General features: G+C 66.9%; 16 protein-coding genes and 2 pseudogenes. 7 read left to right on the top strand and 11 right to left on the bottom strand.

The annotated features are described in order from the left end of the window. The 9 genes and pseudogenes from QM569_RS15525 to QM569_RS15485 all read right to left on the bottom strand — a co-directional run. Positions 1-235 (bottom strand): annotated as a pseudogene (locus QM569_RS15525) (protein TolA); the annotation flags it as partial. 30 nt (positions 236-265) lie between these two features. Next, on the bottom strand, positions 266-691 hold the full coding sequence (locus QM569_RS15520) for an ExbD/TolR family protein (protein ID WP_414988140.1): 426 nt from the start codon (positions 689-691) through the stop codon (positions 266-268). A 3-nt stretch (positions 692-694) separates the two neighbouring features. Then, positions 695-1399: a protein TolQ gene (gene tolQ, locus QM569_RS15515; RefSeq protein ID WP_414988139.1), complete on the bottom strand. Its 705-nt coding sequence runs from the start codon at positions 1397-1399 to the stop codon at positions 695-697. Further along, the gene (ybgC, locus tag QM569_RS15510) at positions 1396-1812 is read right to left on the bottom strand and encodes a tol-pal system-associated acyl-CoA thioesterase (protein WP_414988142.1); all 417 of its coding nucleotides are present in this window, start codon (positions 1810-1812) and stop codon (positions 1396-1398) included. The genes tolQ and ybgC overlap by 4 nt, the downstream gene beginning before the upstream one ends. Before the next feature lie 2 nt (positions 1813-1814). Further along, on the bottom strand, positions 1815-2999 hold the full coding sequence (locus QM569_RS15505) for a pyridoxal phosphate-dependent aminotransferase (protein ID WP_414988138.1): 1185 nt from the start codon (positions 2997-2999) through the stop codon (positions 1815-1817). Further along, the gene (nusB, locus tag QM569_RS15500) at positions 2996-3478 is read right to left on the bottom strand and encodes a transcription antitermination factor NusB (RefSeq protein ID WP_414988137.1); all 483 of its coding nucleotides are present in this window, start codon (positions 3476-3478) and stop codon (positions 2996-2998) included. Before nusB ends, QM569_RS15505 begins: the two co-directional genes overlap by 4 nt. After that, entirely contained in the window at positions 3475-3939 is a 465-nt protein-coding gene (ribH, locus tag QM569_RS15495; protein WP_414988136.1) for a 6,7-dimethyl-8-ribityllumazine synthase, read from the bottom strand. Before ribH ends, nusB begins: the two co-directional genes overlap by 4 nt. An 8-nt stretch (positions 3940-3947) precedes the next feature. Further along, on the bottom strand, positions 3948-5069 hold the full coding sequence (ribBA, locus tag QM569_RS15490) for a bifunctional 3,4-dihydroxy-2-butanone-4-phosphate synthase/GTP cyclohydrolase II (protein WP_414988135.1): 1122 nt from the start codon (positions 5067-5069) through the stop codon (positions 3948-3950). A 56-nt stretch (positions 5070-5125) separates the two neighbouring features. Continuing rightward, on the bottom strand, positions 5126-5413 hold the full coding sequence (locus tag QM569_RS15485; protein WP_414988134.1) for a 2Fe-2S iron-sulfur cluster-binding protein: 288 nt from the start codon (positions 5411-5413) through the stop codon (positions 5126-5128). 270 nt (positions 5414-5683) lie between these two features. Here QM569_RS15485 and QM569_RS15480 point away from each other — a divergent pair, with 270 nt between their 5' ends. Then, on the top strand, positions 5684-6592 hold the full coding sequence (locus QM569_RS15480) for an SDR family oxidoreductase (RefSeq protein ID WP_414988133.1): 909 nt from the start codon (positions 5684-5686) through the stop codon (positions 6590-6592). Positions 6593-6619: 27 nt separating this feature from the next. Here the strand turns inward: QM569_RS15480 and QM569_RS15475 are convergent, their stop codons facing one another. Next, positions 6620-7510: a helix-turn-helix domain-containing protein gene (locus tag QM569_RS15475; RefSeq protein WP_414988132.1), complete on the bottom strand. Its 891-nt coding sequence runs from the start codon at positions 7508-7510 to the stop codon at positions 6620-6622. Positions 7511-7571: 61 nt separating this feature from the next. Here QM569_RS15475 and QM569_RS15470 point away from each other — a divergent pair, with 61 nt between their 5' ends. Both QM569_RS15470 and gshA read left to right on the top strand, forming a co-directional pair. Next, a complete protein-coding gene (locus QM569_RS15470; RefSeq protein WP_414988131.1) occupies positions 7572-8516 on the top strand; it encodes a DNA methyltransferase in 945 nt (314 codons plus the stop codon). Between the two features lie 100 nt (positions 8517-8616). Further along, positions 8617-10146: a glutamate--cysteine ligase gene (gene gshA / locus QM569_RS15465; RefSeq protein WP_414988130.1), complete on the top strand. Its 1530-nt coding sequence runs from the start codon at positions 8617-8619 to the stop codon at positions 10144-10146. A gap of 57 nt (positions 10147-10203) precedes the next feature. On the opposite strand, the gene QM569_RS15460 is transcribed toward gshA, so the two are convergent. Next, positions 10204-10434 carry an oxidoreductase-like domain-containing protein gene (locus QM569_RS15460; RefSeq protein ID WP_414988129.1) on the bottom strand — a complete coding sequence of 77 codons (231 nt, stop codon included), beginning with the start codon at positions 10432-10434 and terminating at the stop codon, positions 10204-10206. A gap of 49 nt (positions 10435-10483) precedes the next feature. On the opposite strand from QM569_RS15460, the gene QM569_RS15455 reads away from it, so the two are divergent. The 4 genes and pseudogenes from QM569_RS15455 to QM569_RS15440 all read left to right on the top strand — a co-directional run. After that, on the top strand, positions 10484-11686 hold the full coding sequence (locus tag QM569_RS15455; protein ID WP_414988128.1) for a PDDEXK nuclease domain-containing protein: 1203 nt from the start codon (positions 10484-10486) through the stop codon (positions 11684-11686). A gap of 54 nt (positions 11687-11740) precedes the next feature. Beyond that, entirely contained in the window at positions 11741-12706 is a 966-nt protein-coding gene (gene ylqF, locus QM569_RS15450) for a ribosome biogenesis GTPase YlqF (protein ID WP_414988127.1), read from the top strand. 41 nt (positions 12707-12747) lie between these two features. Next, positions 12748-13638: pseudogene (locus tag QM569_RS15445) on the top strand (PAS domain-containing protein); the annotation flags it as partial. Positions 13639-13813: 175 nt separating this feature from the next. Then, positions 13814-14251, top strand: a 438-nt coding sequence (locus QM569_RS15440) for a diguanylate cyclase domain-containing protein (RefSeq protein WP_414988141.1), incomplete at its 3' end; no start/stop codon positions are given.

Here is a 14251-nt window from a genome sequence, read left to right as displayed (position 1 = left end):
GTTCAGGCGCAGGGGGGGGGGGCGGCGGCTCCACGGCGCGGGGCGCGGCCTGCTGGGGCACGGCGGCCCACAGCTCGGCTTCTACGGCGGGCTGGTCGGCGCTGCTCTTCCAGTTCACGCCCCAGGTCAGCGCGCCGATGAGCACCGCATGCGCCAGCACCGCCAGCGCGATGGCGCGCATGCGCGCGGGCGGGCGCGGGGGGGCGAACTGGTCGCGGTCGTCTTGCGCTTGCATGGGTATCTGAGCGGGCGGCGCGAATTCGGTTCAACCGCCCTGCTTGACGGCCAGGGCCACGCGCGGCACACCCGCGCGCTGCAGCGCGGCCATGGCCTGCATCACGGAGTCGTAGGAGACGCTCTTGTCCGCGCTGATGAGCACGGGCGTGTCCTCGGGCTGGTCCTTGAGCCAGTTGCGGGTGGTGGCGCCCAGGCTCTGCAGCGGCACGGTGCGCTCGTTGCCGTCCGCCTTGAAGCGGATGCTGCCGTCCTTCTCGATGACCACGTCCGCGCGCGTCTTGGGCACCTTGGCGCCCTTGCCGACCGAGGGCACGTTGACGCTGCTGGGCGTGAGCATGGGCGCCGTCACCATGAAGATGATGAGCAGCACCAGCATCACGTCGATGAAGGGCACCATGTTGATCTCGTTCATGGAGCGGCGTCGGCTGCCGCTGCGCGAGGCCATCGCGGGCATGGCTCAGTGCCCCGAGGCGGACGCCGGGTGCGCCGCCAGGTTGCGTTGCAGGATGTTGGAGAACTCCTCGATGAAGGTCTCCTGGTGCGTTGCCACGCGGTCGATGTCGCGCGCGAAGCGGTTGTAGGCCACGACGGCGGGTATGGCGGCGAACAGGCCGATGGCAGTGGCCACCAGCGCCTCGGCGATGCCCGGCGCCACGGTGGCGAGCGTGACCTGCTCCATGCCCGCAAAGCCCGTGAAGGCGTGCATGATGCCCCACACCGTGCCGAACAGGCCCACGTAGGGGCTGACCGAGGCGACGGAGCCGAGGAACGACAGGCTGGACTCCACCACGTCCATCTCGCGCTGGAAGCTCGCGCGCATCGCACGCCGCGCGCCGTCGAGCAGCGTGCCGGGGTCGGCGATGCGGCGCTCGCGCAGCTTCTGGTATTCGCGCATGCCGCTGGCGAAGATGCGCTCCATGGGGCCCGCGTTCCTGGCGTTCTGGGCGGCGCTGGCGTACAGGTCGTTCAGGCTGGTGCCCGACCAGAACTCGCGCTCGAACTCGTCGTTCAGCCGCTTGACGCGGGCCAGGGCGAACAGCTTGCGAAAGATGGCCGCCCAGCTGGCCACCGACACGCCGAGCAGCAGCAGCATGACGAGCTGCACCACCCAGCTTGCGTGCAGCACCAGGGAGATGATGGACATGTTGGCAGCGGTGTTCATGGCGATGGTGTGATACGTTCCAAAAGGGGGGCGGGCATGCGCGCCGGGCGCATCGTGGCGGCATCCACCCAGCCGATGCGGACGCTGCCCTCGGTCAGCAGCAGCGGCGGCGATTGCTCTGTTTTCAGGAGCGCCTGCTGCACTATTGTCAGCGATGCGCGGCCATGGTCTTGGAGTGCGGCGGTAACAATGAGTTCATCGTCCAGCCGCGCCGGGGCCAGGTAGCGCAACTGCGCGTCGGTCACGACGAACATGCCGCCCGTTTGCTCCCGCAGCCGCTGCTGGCCCAGGCCCAGCGAGCGCAGCCACTCGGTGCGGGCGCGCTCGAAGAACTTGAGGTAGTTGGCGTAGAACACGATGCCGCCCGCATCGGTGTCTTCCCAATAGACGCGGAGGGGGAACTGGAACGGCACCATCACGCCAGCAGCCTATGCAGCCGCGCCACGGACTCTTGCAACTGCGCCATGGAGTTGGCGGTGGAGAAGCGAATGAAGCGCTCGGGCTCGGCCGTGCCGAAGTCGCGCCCCGGCGTCACGGCGATGTGGGCGCGGCGCATGGCCTCGAAGGCGAAGTCCCAACTGCCGTGTACGCCCAGGCGCGCGGCAGCCTGTGTGCAGTCGGCCCAGGCGTAGAAGGCGCCGTCGGGCATCACGGGCACGGTGAGGCCCAGCGACTGCAGCGCGGGGATGAAGAAGTCGCGGCGGGCCTTGAATTCGGTGCGGCGGCGCTCGTACTCGGCAATGCTCTCGGCCTCGAAGCAGGCCAGGGCTGCGTGCTGCGACACAGTGCTGGCGCAGATGAACAGGTTTTGCGCCAGGCGCTCGACCACAGGCACCATGGCCTCGGGTACCACCATCCAGCCCAGGCGCCAGCCGGTCATGTTGAAGTACTTGCTGAAGCTGTTGATGCTGATGATGCGGTCGTCAATGGCCAGCGCCGTCTGGCCGAAGGCATCGTCGTAGGACAGGCCCAGGTAGATCTCGTCGATCAGCGTCACGCCACCGTGCGCGCGCACCACGTCGTGGATGCGGCGCAGCTCGCCGGGCGCGATGGACGTGCCTGTGGGGTTGGACGGCGACGCAAGCAGCACGCCCCGCGTCTTTGGCCCCCATGCGGCGCGCACCTTGTCGGCGCTGAGTTGAAAGCGCTCCTCTGCCGTGGTCGGGATCAGCACCGCCCGGCCTTCCGCCGCGCTCACGAAGTGGCGGTTGCAGGGGTAGCTCGGGTCGGGCATCAGAATCTCGTCGCCCGATTCGATCAGCGCCAGGCAGGCCAGTTGCAGCGCGGCGGACGCGCCCGCCGTCACCACGATGCGGCGTGCAGGCACATCGACGCCGAAGCGCTGCGCGTACCAGCCGCTGATGCGCTCGCGCAGCAGCTCCAGGCCCAGCGCGTTGGTGTACTGCGTGGCGCCGCCCTGCACGGCGCGGGCGGCGGCTTCCTGCACCAGGGGCGGGGCGGTGAAGTCCGGCTCGCCGATGTTCAGGAAGATCATCGGCTCGCTGGTGTGCGCCACCTCGCGCGCCAGGGCCTGCGCGGCCTTGGCGACTTCCATCACGTAAAAGGGTTCGATGCGTTCGGCGCGGCGCGAAAACTTCATGCCTTGTCTGCCGCGACCTCGGCGGCGCGCAGCTGCGGCGCCAGGCTGTTGAGCACGGCGTTCACGTACTTGTGGCCGTCGGTGCCGCCGAATTCCTTGGCGAGTTCGATGCACTCGTTGAGCACCACGCGCCAGGGCACGTCCGGGCAGTGCTGGAACTCATAGACGCCGATCCACATCGTGGCGCGCTCGATGGGCGAGATCTCGGCCAGCTTGCGGTCGAGCAGCGGGGTGATCAGCGCATCCAGCGCGGCGGCGTTTGCTATGCAGCCGTGCAGCAGCGCGTCGTAATGCGCCGCGTCGGCCTTGTGAAAGCCCGTCAGGTCGCGCGTGAAGGCGTCGATGGCCGCCGCGTCGTTGCCGCCCACGAGGTGCTGGTACAGCGCCTGCAGCGCGAATTCACGCGCGCGGCTGCGGCCCTGCCTGGCGGCGGCCTTGCGCGGTGCGCGTTGCGGGGGGCGGGGGGCGTTCGTGCTCATGACAGCGCGTCCAGCAGGTTCGCCATCTCCACCGCCACGCGGGCCGCATCCACGCCCTTGTCGGTCTGGCGGGCAATGGCCTGTTCCATGTTCTCGGTGGTGATGATGGCGTTGGCAATGGGCACCTGGTAGTCCAGGCTCACGCGTGTGACGCCCGCGCCGGATTCGTTGGCGACCAGCTCGAAGTGGTAGGTCTCGCCGCGGATGATGCAGCCCAGCGCGATCAGCGCGTCGTACTCGCTGGCCTCGGCCAGCGCCTGCAGGGCCACGGGCACCTCCAGCGCGCCGGGCACCAGCACGTGCTTGATGTGCTTCTCTTGCACGCCCAGCGCCAGCAGTTCGGCCCGGCAGGCCGCTGCCAGCGAATTGGTGATGCTCTCGTTGAAGCGGGCCTGGACGATGCCGATGTGCAGCTTCTTGCCGTCCAGCTTGTCCGCCGTTCCTTTTTCTGCGCCAAACATGATGTGATTTATTCCTTGGGGATGAAGCCGGTGATTTCGAGGCCGTAGCCCGCCATGCTGGGCATGCGGCGCGGCTGGCCCATCAGGGCCATCTTGTGTACGCCGCATTCGCGCAGCACCTGCGCGCCCACGCCGTAGGTGCGCAGGTCCATGCGGCCGCGCTCGGGCGCCTGTGCGGCGCGGGCCGTGCCTTCGAACTGCGCCAGCAGCTGGTCGGCGCTTTCGCCGCAGTTGAGCAGCACGGCCACGCCCTTGCCCTGCGCGGCGAGGTATTGCAGGCTGGTGTCCAGGCTCCAGGAGTGCATGGCGCGGCCCGTCTCCAGCGCGTCCAGCACCGACAGCGGCTCGTGTACGCGCACGGGCACCACGTCATCCGGCGTCCACTGGCCCTTGACCAGCGCCAGGTGTACGCCCTGGCTGGGCTTGTCGCGGAAGGCGTGCGCGGTGAATTCGCCAAACGCGGTGTTCAGCGTGCGCATGCCCACTTTTTCGACCAGCGACTCGGTGCGGCTGCGGTGCTCGATCAGGTCGGCAATGGTGCCGATCTTGATGCCGTGCTCGGCGGCAAAAAGCTGCAAGTCCGGCAGGCGGGCCATGGTGCCGTCGTCCTTCATGATCTCGCAGATCACGGCGGCGGGGCTGCACCCGGCCATGGCCGCCAGGTCGCACCCGGCCTCGGTATGGCCCGCGCGCATCAGCACGCCGCCCTCTACCGCCTGCAGCGGGAAGATGTGGCCGGGCTGCACCAGGTCGCTGGCCACGGCGTTGGGCGCCACGGCGGCCTGCACGGTGCGGGCGCGGTCGGCGGCGCTGATGCCGGTGGTCACGCCCTCGGCCGCCTCGATGGAGACGGTGAAGGCCGTGCCCATCTTGGTGCCGTTGCTCGCCACCATGGGCGGCAGGCGCAGGCGCTCGCAGCGCTCGCGGGTCAGGGTCAGGCAGATCAGCCCGCGCCCGAAGCGGGCCATGAAGTTGATGGCCTCGGGCGTCACGTGGTCGGCGGCCAGCACCAGGTCGCCTTCGTTCTCGCGGTCTTCCTCATCCACCAGGATGACGATGCGCCCGGCGCGCATCTCGGCCACGATGTCTTCGACCGGGGAGATGGGCACGGGGGATAGGGGGGTGTTCATGAAAAAGGCTTTCGCTGGCGCTGCAACGGGCAAACGCGGGATTTTAGTCCGGGGGGTCAGATGGCGCTGCCTTGCAGGGTCACGTCCGACTCGGGGTAGGCCACGCAGGGCAGCACGCAGCCTTCTTCCTTTTCCTCGGGCGCGAGGCCGGGCCATTCGATCCGGTAGCGCACGCGGCCTTGCACCAATTGCCCGATGCAGGTGCGGCAGGTGCCGTTGCGGCAGGAACTGGGCCAGGCTATGCCGCCTTGCTCCATCGAAACCAGCAGGGGCTGCTCGGGCCAGGCGTCGCACTGCAGTCCGTCGGGCTCGACCCTGGCGATGAAGAAGGGAATGGCGGTCATGGATTTATGGTGTTTTTGGCCTCTGGCGCTTATGCAGCAAGCGCAAGCAGCTATCAAATAATGAGCATAAGGGTTGCCCAAATTTTACGCAACACAGCAAAGCCCCTTGCGAATCAAGCACTTGGCGCGGTCATACAGGGCTTGTCAAAACTTATCCACATGATTGTCCAGTGCGCGCAGGGATAACCAGTCGCCTGCGCAACCGGGTGCCGCCGGTGCCGTGGCGTACATTCGCAGCGCTTGATTTTTCGCAACACAGGAGCACAGGACATGGAGATCGAATTCAAGGGCCGCGTGGCCATCGTGACGGGCGCGGGCGGCGGCCTGGGTCGCCAGCATGCACTGGCGCTGGCCCGGCGCGGCGCCAAGGTGCTGGTCAACGACCTGGGCGGCGCGGTGGACGGCAGCGGCGGCTCGGTGAGCGCCGCGCAGGCCGTGGTTTATGAAATCCGCGCGGCGGGTGGCGAGGCCATGGCCAACGGCGCATCCGTCACCGACTTTGCCGCAGTGCAGGCCATGGTGCAGCAGGCGGTGGACGCCTGGGGCCGCGTGGACATCCTGGTCAACAACGCGGGCATCCTGCGCGACAAGTCCTTCGCCAAGATGGACATGGCCGACTTCAACCTCGTCGTGCAGGTCCACCTGATCGGCGCGGCCAACTGCTGCAAGGCCGTGTGGCCGCACATGGTGGAGCAAAAGTACGGTCGCATCGTCATGACCACCTCGTCCACCGGCCTGTACGGCAACTTCGGCCAGGCCAACTACGGCGCGGCCAAGCTCGCGCAGGTGGGGCTGATGCAGACGCTGGCCATCGAGGGTGCCAAGTACGGCATCCACGCCAACGCCCTCGCGCCCACGGCGGCCACGCGCATGACGGAAGACCTGTTCCCCAAAGAGATGCTCGACGCCCTGCGCCCCGAGGCCGTGGTGCCCGCCATGCTGGTGCTGGCGCACGAAAGCGCGCCCACGCGCACCATCCTGTGCGCGGGCGCGGGCACCTTCGAGGCCGCGCACATCACGCTGACGCAGGGCATCCACCTGGGGCTGGGCGACAGCGTGCCCGAGCAGCTCGCGGCCCGCCTGGCCGAAGTGACCGACCGCACCGGCGAGCAAGTACCACAAAGCGGCGCCGCGCAGGGCACCAACGAGATCGGAAAGGCCCAGGCCGCAAGGCACTGAGCTCGAGCCAGTGGATGGGCTACTTCGTCAGCGGGTAGCCCAGATGGAATAGCTGGGGATTTTTCGCGTCTTGTCGTGCCGCCATCGGCTGAAATTGACCACGGAAGTGTCGAGATACGCAGAACCATCGCGCAGCTTTGCATTTCCTTGTGGGGTGGTGTTGAAGGTTTCGGTTCGGCGGCTGCCGGTTTCTGCATTGACGGTGCTGCCAACGTACTTCCAGTCGGGCTCTGCATGCTGGTGGTCGTTGAGCTGTGCAAACATCAAATGCACGAATTGGATGTTTCCACCTTCGATGAAGTTGTAGCAGGCCACCAAGTGCCAGCCAGAGTGGCCGTTATGGCTTTCCCCGCCTTTGCCGATGTTGACGGTGGCCTTGATTTCAAGCCCCTCGCCCTGTCCATGATGGGCTTGCGCGTTGACCAGATCGGGATAGCGCTGGTGGTGATTGTGTCGGTAGGGGCTGCATTTGTCGAAGCTGTCACTGAGCAAGTTGCACACCAACCCTGAAAAGTTATTGCCCTGGATAAGGCTTTGCAGCGTGACGCCGCTCTCGACGAACAGGTTGCGATTGATGCGATGGATAACCGCCAGCGTGTGGTTCAGCGTGCGGGCCAAATCAGAGTATGTGAGGCCGTCCGGTAGCGGCACCTCAGGGCGGAAGTATTGGGGCGCTACCAGGGGCGGTTTTGCTCCATCAGCGTTGTCGTAGGCTGCGCCCACCAGAACGCGAAGCGGTATCTGGAGCGCGCTCGCTATGCGCTCCAGCACTTGAATGGAGAAGTTCTCTTGCCCATTTTCCAATCCTGAGAGGTACTGGTAGGAAATGCCTGCCTTTTGGGCCAATCCGTCTTGCGTGAGTCCGGCCTTCTCCCGGAAGAGGCGGATACAACTCCCGATAATTGCTTGTGCTGTCATGCGAAAAATGTAGCTTTTGCATGTTTGACAGTCTTTCGCCTATAGTTGAAAATCGAGCAAGATGTACACACTTCACAACGCTGACTCGTTTGAGTGGTTGAGGTCGCAGGCACCCCATTCATTCCATGGCGTGCTCACCGACCCACCGTTTGGCATTGTGGAATTCACGCCCGAAGAGCTGGGCAAGCTGAGAAGCGGCAAGGGGGGGGTGTGGCGCATCCCTCCAAAAATCGGCGGCAGTGAACGCGCCCCGCTGCCTCGATTCACAACCCTTACACCTGCCGAGCGCGAGCACGTCCGGGCATATTTCCGCAGCTTTGGCGAGGCGTTGATGCCTGTGCTCGTGCCTGGGGCACATGCCCTGGTGGCCGGAACGCCCATGCTCCAATACCTCGTTCAGGATGGGATGGCGCAGGCTGGCTTTGAAGTGCGAGGTGCTGTCATGCGCCTTTATCGAGGCTTCCGGGGAGGAGATCGTCCTAAACTGGCCGAAGAAGAATTCCCGGATGTTTGTGTGACGCCCCGTGGAAACTACGAGCCCTGGATGCTGTTTCGCAAGCCCATTGCGGAGCGCACCGTTGCGGCCAATTTGCGCAAGTGGAAAACAGGGGCATTGCGTCGTCTCACGGCAGAATGTCCCTTCCCCGACATCATTCAGTCTGGCAAAACGCCTTGTCTGGAAGAAGACATCGGGGAGCACCCCACGCTCAAGCCCCAGCACCTGTTACGCATTCTGGCGCGAGCCCTCTTGCCTGTTGGTGAGGGGGTGGTGCTGGAGCCTTTTGCTGGTAGCGGATCAACCATCGCCGCATGCGAGGCGATTGGCTATGACAGCGTTGGCGTAGAGCTTGACGCGCATTACTTCCAAAAACTGAACGCCAGTATTGAGCGGCTATCGCGGCTTTACCCGAACTTCCAAGGAGACCGCATGGCGTTGTCTCCAGAAGATGTGTCGGCAGCACCCAAAGCGAAGAGGGTGCCCGCGATGCAGGCGGAATTCTTCTGACCAGAACGAATACTGCGCGCCGCAGGTTCTTTGACTGCGGTCCAAGCAGTCTCCCGGCTTGCCGTGCTAAGTTCCGCCCCCAATCGAAGGACTGAGAACGATGAGCACAACACTCAAAGACAGACTGGCTGCCATCGCACCCGGCGCCCTGGGCGGCATCCGCCGCGGCATCGAGAAAGAAGGGCTGCGCGTGCTGCCCGGCGGGGGCCTGGCCCTCACGCCGCACCCGGCGGCGCTGGGCTCGGCCCTCACGCACCCGCTCATCACTACCGACTACAGCGAATCGCAACTGGAGCTGATCACCGGCGTACACCAGGGCGTGCAAGACTGCCTGCATGAGCTGACCGAGGTCCACCAGTTCGTGCATCGCACCCTGAAGGAGCAGGGCGGCGAACTGCTGTGGGCGTCCAGCATGCCCTGCGGCCTGCCCACGGACGAGACCATTCCCATCGCGCGCTACGGCGGCTCCAACATCGGTCGTGCCAAGAGCGTCTATCGCATGGGCCTGGGCCACCGCTACGGGCGGCGCATGCAGACCATCTCGGGCATCCACTACAACTGGTCGCTGCCGGGCGTGACGAGCGAGCAGTACTTCGCCCTCATCCGCAACTTTCGCCGCCACGCCTTCGTGCTGCTGTACCTGTTCGGCGCCTCGCCCGCGCTGTGCCCGTGCTTCGTGCAGGGGCGCGAGCATGCGCTGCAAACACTCAGCCCCCACGCGCTGTACCTGCCCCACGCCACCTCGCTGCGCATGGGTCGCCTGGGCTACCAGAGCGACGCGCAGGCCCTGCTGGCCGTCAGCTACAACGGCCTGCAAGGCTATGCCGATTCATTGCACGAGGCGCTGACCCAGCCCTACCCGGCCTACGAGGCCCTGGGCATACGCAACCCCGGCGGCGACTACAACCAGCTGGGCACCAGCCTGTTGCAGATCGAGAACGAGTTCTACGGCCTCATACGCCCCAAGCGCACCGTGTACACCGGCGAACGTCCGCTGCACGCGCTGCGCGAGCGCGGGGTCGAATACGTCGAGGTGCGCCTGATGGACCTGGACCCCTTCGTGCCCGTCGGCATCACCGCGCCCACCATGCGGCTGCTGGACGTATTTTTGCTGCACTGCCTGCTGGAGGACAGCCCGCCCGACACGCCTGCAGAAATCGCCGAGCTGAAGCGCAACCAGCACCTGACGGCAGAGCGTGGCCGTGAACCCGGCCTGCTGCTGCAACGCAACGGCCAGGCCGTGCCCCTGACCGAATGGGGCGACGAAGTGCTGGCCGCCTGCGAACCCCTGGCTGCCGCGCTGGACGCCACCCACGGCACGCAGGACTACAGCGCCGCCCTGCGCGACGCCCGCGCCCTGATGGCTGCGCCCGAGCGCACGCCCTCGGCCCGTGTGCTCGACAGCATCACCGGCGCGCACCAGGGCCGCTTCGAGGACTTCGCCCGCCAGCGCTCCGTGCAGGCGCAAGACGCGCTGCTGGCCCTGCCGTGGACCGATGCGCAGCAGGCCCGCTTCACCGCGCTGGCCGAAGAATCCATCGCTGCACAGAAAGCCATCGAAGCGGCGGACACGCTGCCGTTCGAGCAATGGCGCGAGCGCTACATGGCAGTGGAGTCGTTGGGATCCTGATTTGATAGCTGCTGGTGCTTGTCCAGCAAGCGCCAGAGGCCGATTTGGCTTGAAGAATCAACCCTGCAGCCGCAGCAGCGCCTCTTGCCGCCAGTACTCGGCGGCACCCAGGAATCCCTCCCACACGCAGCCGTTGCAGCCGCGCCCGCAGCAGGTGGTGGGCTCGGGCGGCGGGCTGCGCAGCGCCACGCCGTGGGCCTGGGCTTGGGCCAGCAAGGCCGCGAACATCGTCCGCGCCGATGCGCCGTCCACGGCGGGCGGCGGCTGAGGGGTGGCAGAGGCGGGCATGGGGGCGATTATCCTTTCCACCCTTTGAACCGTTCCACGAGGTGCAGGCATGACGAAGCGCGTTCCCGCCAGGACCGCACCAGCGAAGAGGCCCGCCAAGGCTGCGCCGCTGGACGCGGCATACGGTGGCATCCATGGCGACATCGTTGCCTTGCTCCAAGCCGCCCGCCGTACGACGGCGCGCAGCATCAATGCGCTGATGACAGCCAGCTATTGGGAGATCGGGCGGCGCATCGTGGAGTTTGAGCAGGGCGGGAAGGGGCGGGCCGAGTATGGTACGGCGCTGCTTGCACGCTTGGCGGTGGATTTGACAGCCCGCTTTGGTCGAGGATTCTCGGAACGCAATCTGGAGCAGATGCGGCTTTTCTACCTGGCGTGGCCCGCATCGGCGATTTCGCAGACGGTGTCTGCGAAATCCTCGGCGCCCATTCCGCAGACACCGTCTGCCAAAACTTCCGCGACGGCAATTTCCGAATCGCCGCTTCGGAATTCTCCCGATCTAGCCACCCTTGCCAAAGCGTTTCCGCTCCCTTGGTCGGCTTACGTCCGCCTGCTCTCTGTCAAAAGCGAACACGCCCGCGCCTTCTACGAAACCGAGGCCCTGCGCGGTGGCTGGAGCGTGCGCCAGCTTGACCGGCAGGTCGGCAGCCAGCTCTACGAACGCATGGCCCTGTCGCGCAACAAGGCCGCGATGTTGGGGAAGGGCGAGATCGCCGACCCCACCGATGCCATCACGCCCGAGCAGGCCCTCAAAGACCCTTTCGTGCTGGAGTTCCTGGGCCTCAAGGACGAGTACTCCGAGTCCGACCTGGAAGACGCGCTCATTCACCACCTGGCTGACTTCCTGCTGGAACTTGGCGACGACTTTGCCTTCGTGGGCCGCCAGCGCCGCCTGCGGCTGGACGACGCCTGGTTTCGCATCGACCTGCTGTTTTTCCACCGCCGCCTGAAATGCCTGCTGGTCATCGACCTGAAGGTCGGCAAGTTCAACCACGCCGACGCGGGGCAAATGCACATGTACCTGAACTATGCCCGCGAGCACTGGATGAAGCCGGGCGAAAACCCACCCGTGGGCTTGATCCTGTGCGCCGAGAAAGGCGCGGCCGAGGCGCGCTACGCGCTGGAAGGGCTGCCCAACAAGGTGCTGGCCGCCGAATACAAGATGGCCTTGCCCGATGAAAAACTGCTGACCGCCGAAGTGGAGAAGACGCGGCGCGAGCTGGAAGCGCGGGGCAGCACGCACGGTGGATGAACGGGTAGGTATCCTTGCCACCCTTTGAACAAACAGATAGCGAAAGCCCCCCGCATGGCCATCCAGTGGTTCCCCGGTCACATGCACCTGACCAAGAAGGCGATTGCCGAGCGCATCAAGGACATCGACGTGGTGATCGAGGTGCTGGACGCGCGCCTGCCCGGCTCCAGCAGCAACCCGCTGCTGGCCGAGCTGACGGGCCACAGGCCCACGCTCAAGGTGCTCAACAAGCAGGACGTGGCCGACCCCGCCCGCACGCCGCTGTGGGTGGACTGGTACAACGCCCAGAGCGACACGCGCGCCGTGCCGCTCGACGCCAGCGACCCCGCCCCGGCGCGCAAGCTCATCGACGCCTGCCACCTGCTCGCCCCGCAGCGCGGCGGCATGGCCAAGCCCATGCGGGTGCTGATCTGCGGGGTGCCCAACGTGGGCAAGTCCACGCTGATCAACACCCTCAGCAACAAGCGCCAGGCCAAGACGGGGGACGAGGCGGGCATTACCAAGATCGAGCAGCGCATCACGCTGGCCGACGACTTCTATTTGTGGGACACGCCCGGCATGCTGTGGCCGCGCATCGTCGTGCCCGAGAGCGGCTACCACCTGGCCGCCAGCGGCGCTGTGGGCAAGAACGCCTACGACGAGGAACTGGTGGCGCTGGAGCTGCTGCGCCGCCTGCAGGCGCACTACGCGCCGCTGCTGGAGGCGCGATACAAGCTCGCGCTGCCGCCGGATGCCATCGCCGCCATGCCCGACGATGCGCTGCTCGAAGCCATCGGTAGAAAGCGCGGCGCGGTGATGGCCGGCGGTCGGGTGAACGTGCAGAAGGCCGCCGAGATCGTGCTGACCGACTTCCGCAGCGCCATCCTGGGCCGCATCACGCTGGAGACGCCTGCCGAATTCACCGCATGGCTGGCGGCGGGGCAGGCCGAGGACGCGAAGCGCCAGGCCCGCAAGGACGCGCGCGCCAAGGCGCGGGGCAAGGGCTCGGGCGTGCGCGATGGCGCCGCTGAAGGACATTAATTGACCAAGTTGCCTCGGGGCACGCGGTAGGATGCCTTCCTATGGCCGCAGCCCCCTTGTCCCCTGAAAACGACGACGCTTCCACCCGGTATCTGGTGCGCGCCGCAGGCTGGGCCGTGCTGCTGGTCGGCCTGGGCATTGCCATCCTGCAGCTGTGGGACCAGTCCGTGCGGCCCGAGCGCGTGGCGCTGAACGTCGTGACCGGGCTGGTGGGCGCCTTGGCGCTCGGGCTGACGCGCCACGGGCGCTGGCGGCTGGCGGCCTACCTGCTGGTGTGGGGTGTGTGGGTGACGGTGTCGCTGGTGGCGGCGCGCAACGGCGGCATGTACAGCCCCAACCTGCTGAACTACCCGGTGCTCATCGTGCTGTCGGGCTGGCTGCTGGGCGAGCGCGCCACGTTCGTGCTGGCGGCGCTCACGGCCCTGCTGTTCGTGGGCTTCGCCTGGGCGGGCACGCAGGGCCTGCACCATTTCATGCCGCAGGGCAGCCTGGTGACTTCCGTGGTGTACCTCAGCAGCGTGCTGGCGCTGACGGCAGCCGCCACGCTGCTGGCGCGCCGCAGCTACACGCGGCGCGTGCAAGAGGCACAGCAGACCGCTGCCCGCCTGGCCGCCAGCGATGCCGAACTGCGCAAGCTGCTGCGCGCCGTGGAGCAAAGCCCCGAGAGCATCGTCATCACCAACCTGCAGGAAGAGATCGAATACGTGAACGAGGCTTTCGTGCGCCGCACCGGCTTCGCGCGCGACGAGGTGCTGGGCCGCCCCTCGGCCAGCTATTCGAGCAACGGCCTCGCGCCCGCGCAGCGCGAGGGCCTGCGCGCGGCCCTGGCGCGCGGCGACACCTGGGCGGGCGAGCAGGTCAACTACCGCAAGGACGGGCAGGCGCTCATCGAATCGGTGGTGGTGGCGCCCATCCGCCAGCCCGGCGGCAGCGTGAGCCACTACGTGGAGTTGAAGCAGGACATCACCGAGCGCAGGCGCGCCGCTGAAGAAATCCACCGCCTGGCGCACTTCGACAACCTCACCGGCCTGCCCAACCGCTTCACGCTGATGGAGCAGCCTGGCTGCGCTGCAGGGCCGCCCGGGCGCCGCGCAGCACGCGCTGCTGGTGCTGGACCTGGACCGCTTCACCACCTTCAACGACGCGCGCGGCAGCGAAATGGGCGACCGCCTGCTGTGCGCCGTGGCCCTGCGCCTGACGGGCATCCTGCCGCCGCAGGGCCTGCTGGTGCGCGTGGCGGGCGACGAGTTCGCCGTGGTGCTCGACAGCGTGGGCGCCGACGCCGCGCAGGCCGGGCGCCAGGCGTTCACCTTCGCGGGCAAGCTGCAGTCGCTGCTGCGCCACCCGCTGCACCTGGGCGGCGACGGGGGCGACGTGCAACTGGGCGCGAGCATCGGCATCACCCTGTACCCGCAGGGCCCGGGCGACGGCCCGCACGACGCGCTGCGCCGCGCGGGCACGGCGCTGCACCGCGCCAAGCAGGCCGGTGGCGGTGGCGTGGCCTTCTTCGAGCAGGGCATGGGCGAGGCCGCGGAACAGCGCTTT

The sequence above is a fragment of the Acidovorax sp. genome (assembly GCF_047607405.1).
Taxonomy (GTDB): domain Bacteria; phylum Pseudomonadota; class Gammaproteobacteria; order Burkholderiales; family Burkholderiaceae_C; genus Acidovorax.
The sequence above is the reverse complement of the archived record's forward strand: the minus strand, read 5'-3'. Positions and strand labels throughout refer to the sequence as shown.

Bases quoted from the DNA above. Each gene is read 5' to 3' on its own strand.
- QM569_RS15470 (WP_414988131.1), top strand. From the start codon at position 7,572: ATGTACACACTTCACAACGCTGACTCGTTTGAGTGGTTGAGGTCGCAG.
- ribH (WP_414988136.1), bottom strand. From the start codon at position 3,939: ATGTTTGGCGCAGAAAAAGGAACGGCGGACAAGCTGGACGGCAAGAAG.
- QM569_RS15460 (WP_414988129.1), bottom strand. From the start codon at position 10,434: ATGCCCGCCTCTGCCACCCCTCAGCCGCCGCCCGCCGTGGACGGCGCA.
- QM569_RS15455 (WP_414988128.1), top strand. From the start codon at position 10,484: ATGACGAAGCGCGTTCCCGCCAGGACCGCACCAGCGAAGAGGCCCGCC.
- QM569_RS15475 (WP_414988132.1), bottom strand. From the start codon at position 7,510: ATGACAGCACAAGCAATTATCGGGAGTTGTATCCGCCTCTTCCGGGAG.
- QM569_RS15505 (WP_414988138.1), bottom strand. From the start codon at position 2,999: ATGAAGTTTTCGCGCCGCGCCGAACGCATCGAACCCTTTTACGTGATG.
- tolQ (WP_414988139.1), bottom strand. From the start codon at position 1,399: ATGAACACCGCTGCCAACATGTCCATCATCTCCCTGGTGCTGCACGCA.
- QM569_RS15520 (WP_414988140.1), bottom strand. From the start codon at position 691: ATGCCCGCGATGGCCTCGCGCAGCGGCAGCCGACGCCGCTCCATGAAC.
- gshA (WP_414988130.1), top strand. From the start codon at position 8,617: ATGAGCACAACACTCAAAGACAGACTGGCTGCCATCGCACCCGGCGCC.
- ribBA (WP_414988135.1), bottom strand. From the start codon at position 5,069: ATGAACACCCCCCTATCCCCCGTGCCCATCTCCCCGGTCGAAGACATC.
- QM569_RS15480 (WP_414988133.1), top strand. From the start codon at position 5,684: ATGGAGATCGAATTCAAGGGCCGCGTGGCCATCGTGACGGGCGCGGGC.
- nusB (WP_414988137.1), bottom strand. From the start codon at position 3,478: ATGAGCACGAACGCCCCCCGCCCCCCGCAACGCGCACCGCGCAAGGCC.
- ylqF (WP_414988127.1), top strand. From the start codon at position 11,741: ATGGCCATCCAGTGGTTCCCCGGTCACATGCACCTGACCAAGAAGGCG.
- QM569_RS15485 (WP_414988134.1), bottom strand. From the start codon at position 5,413: ATGACCGCCATTCCCTTCTTCATCGCCAGGGTCGAGCCCGACGGACTG.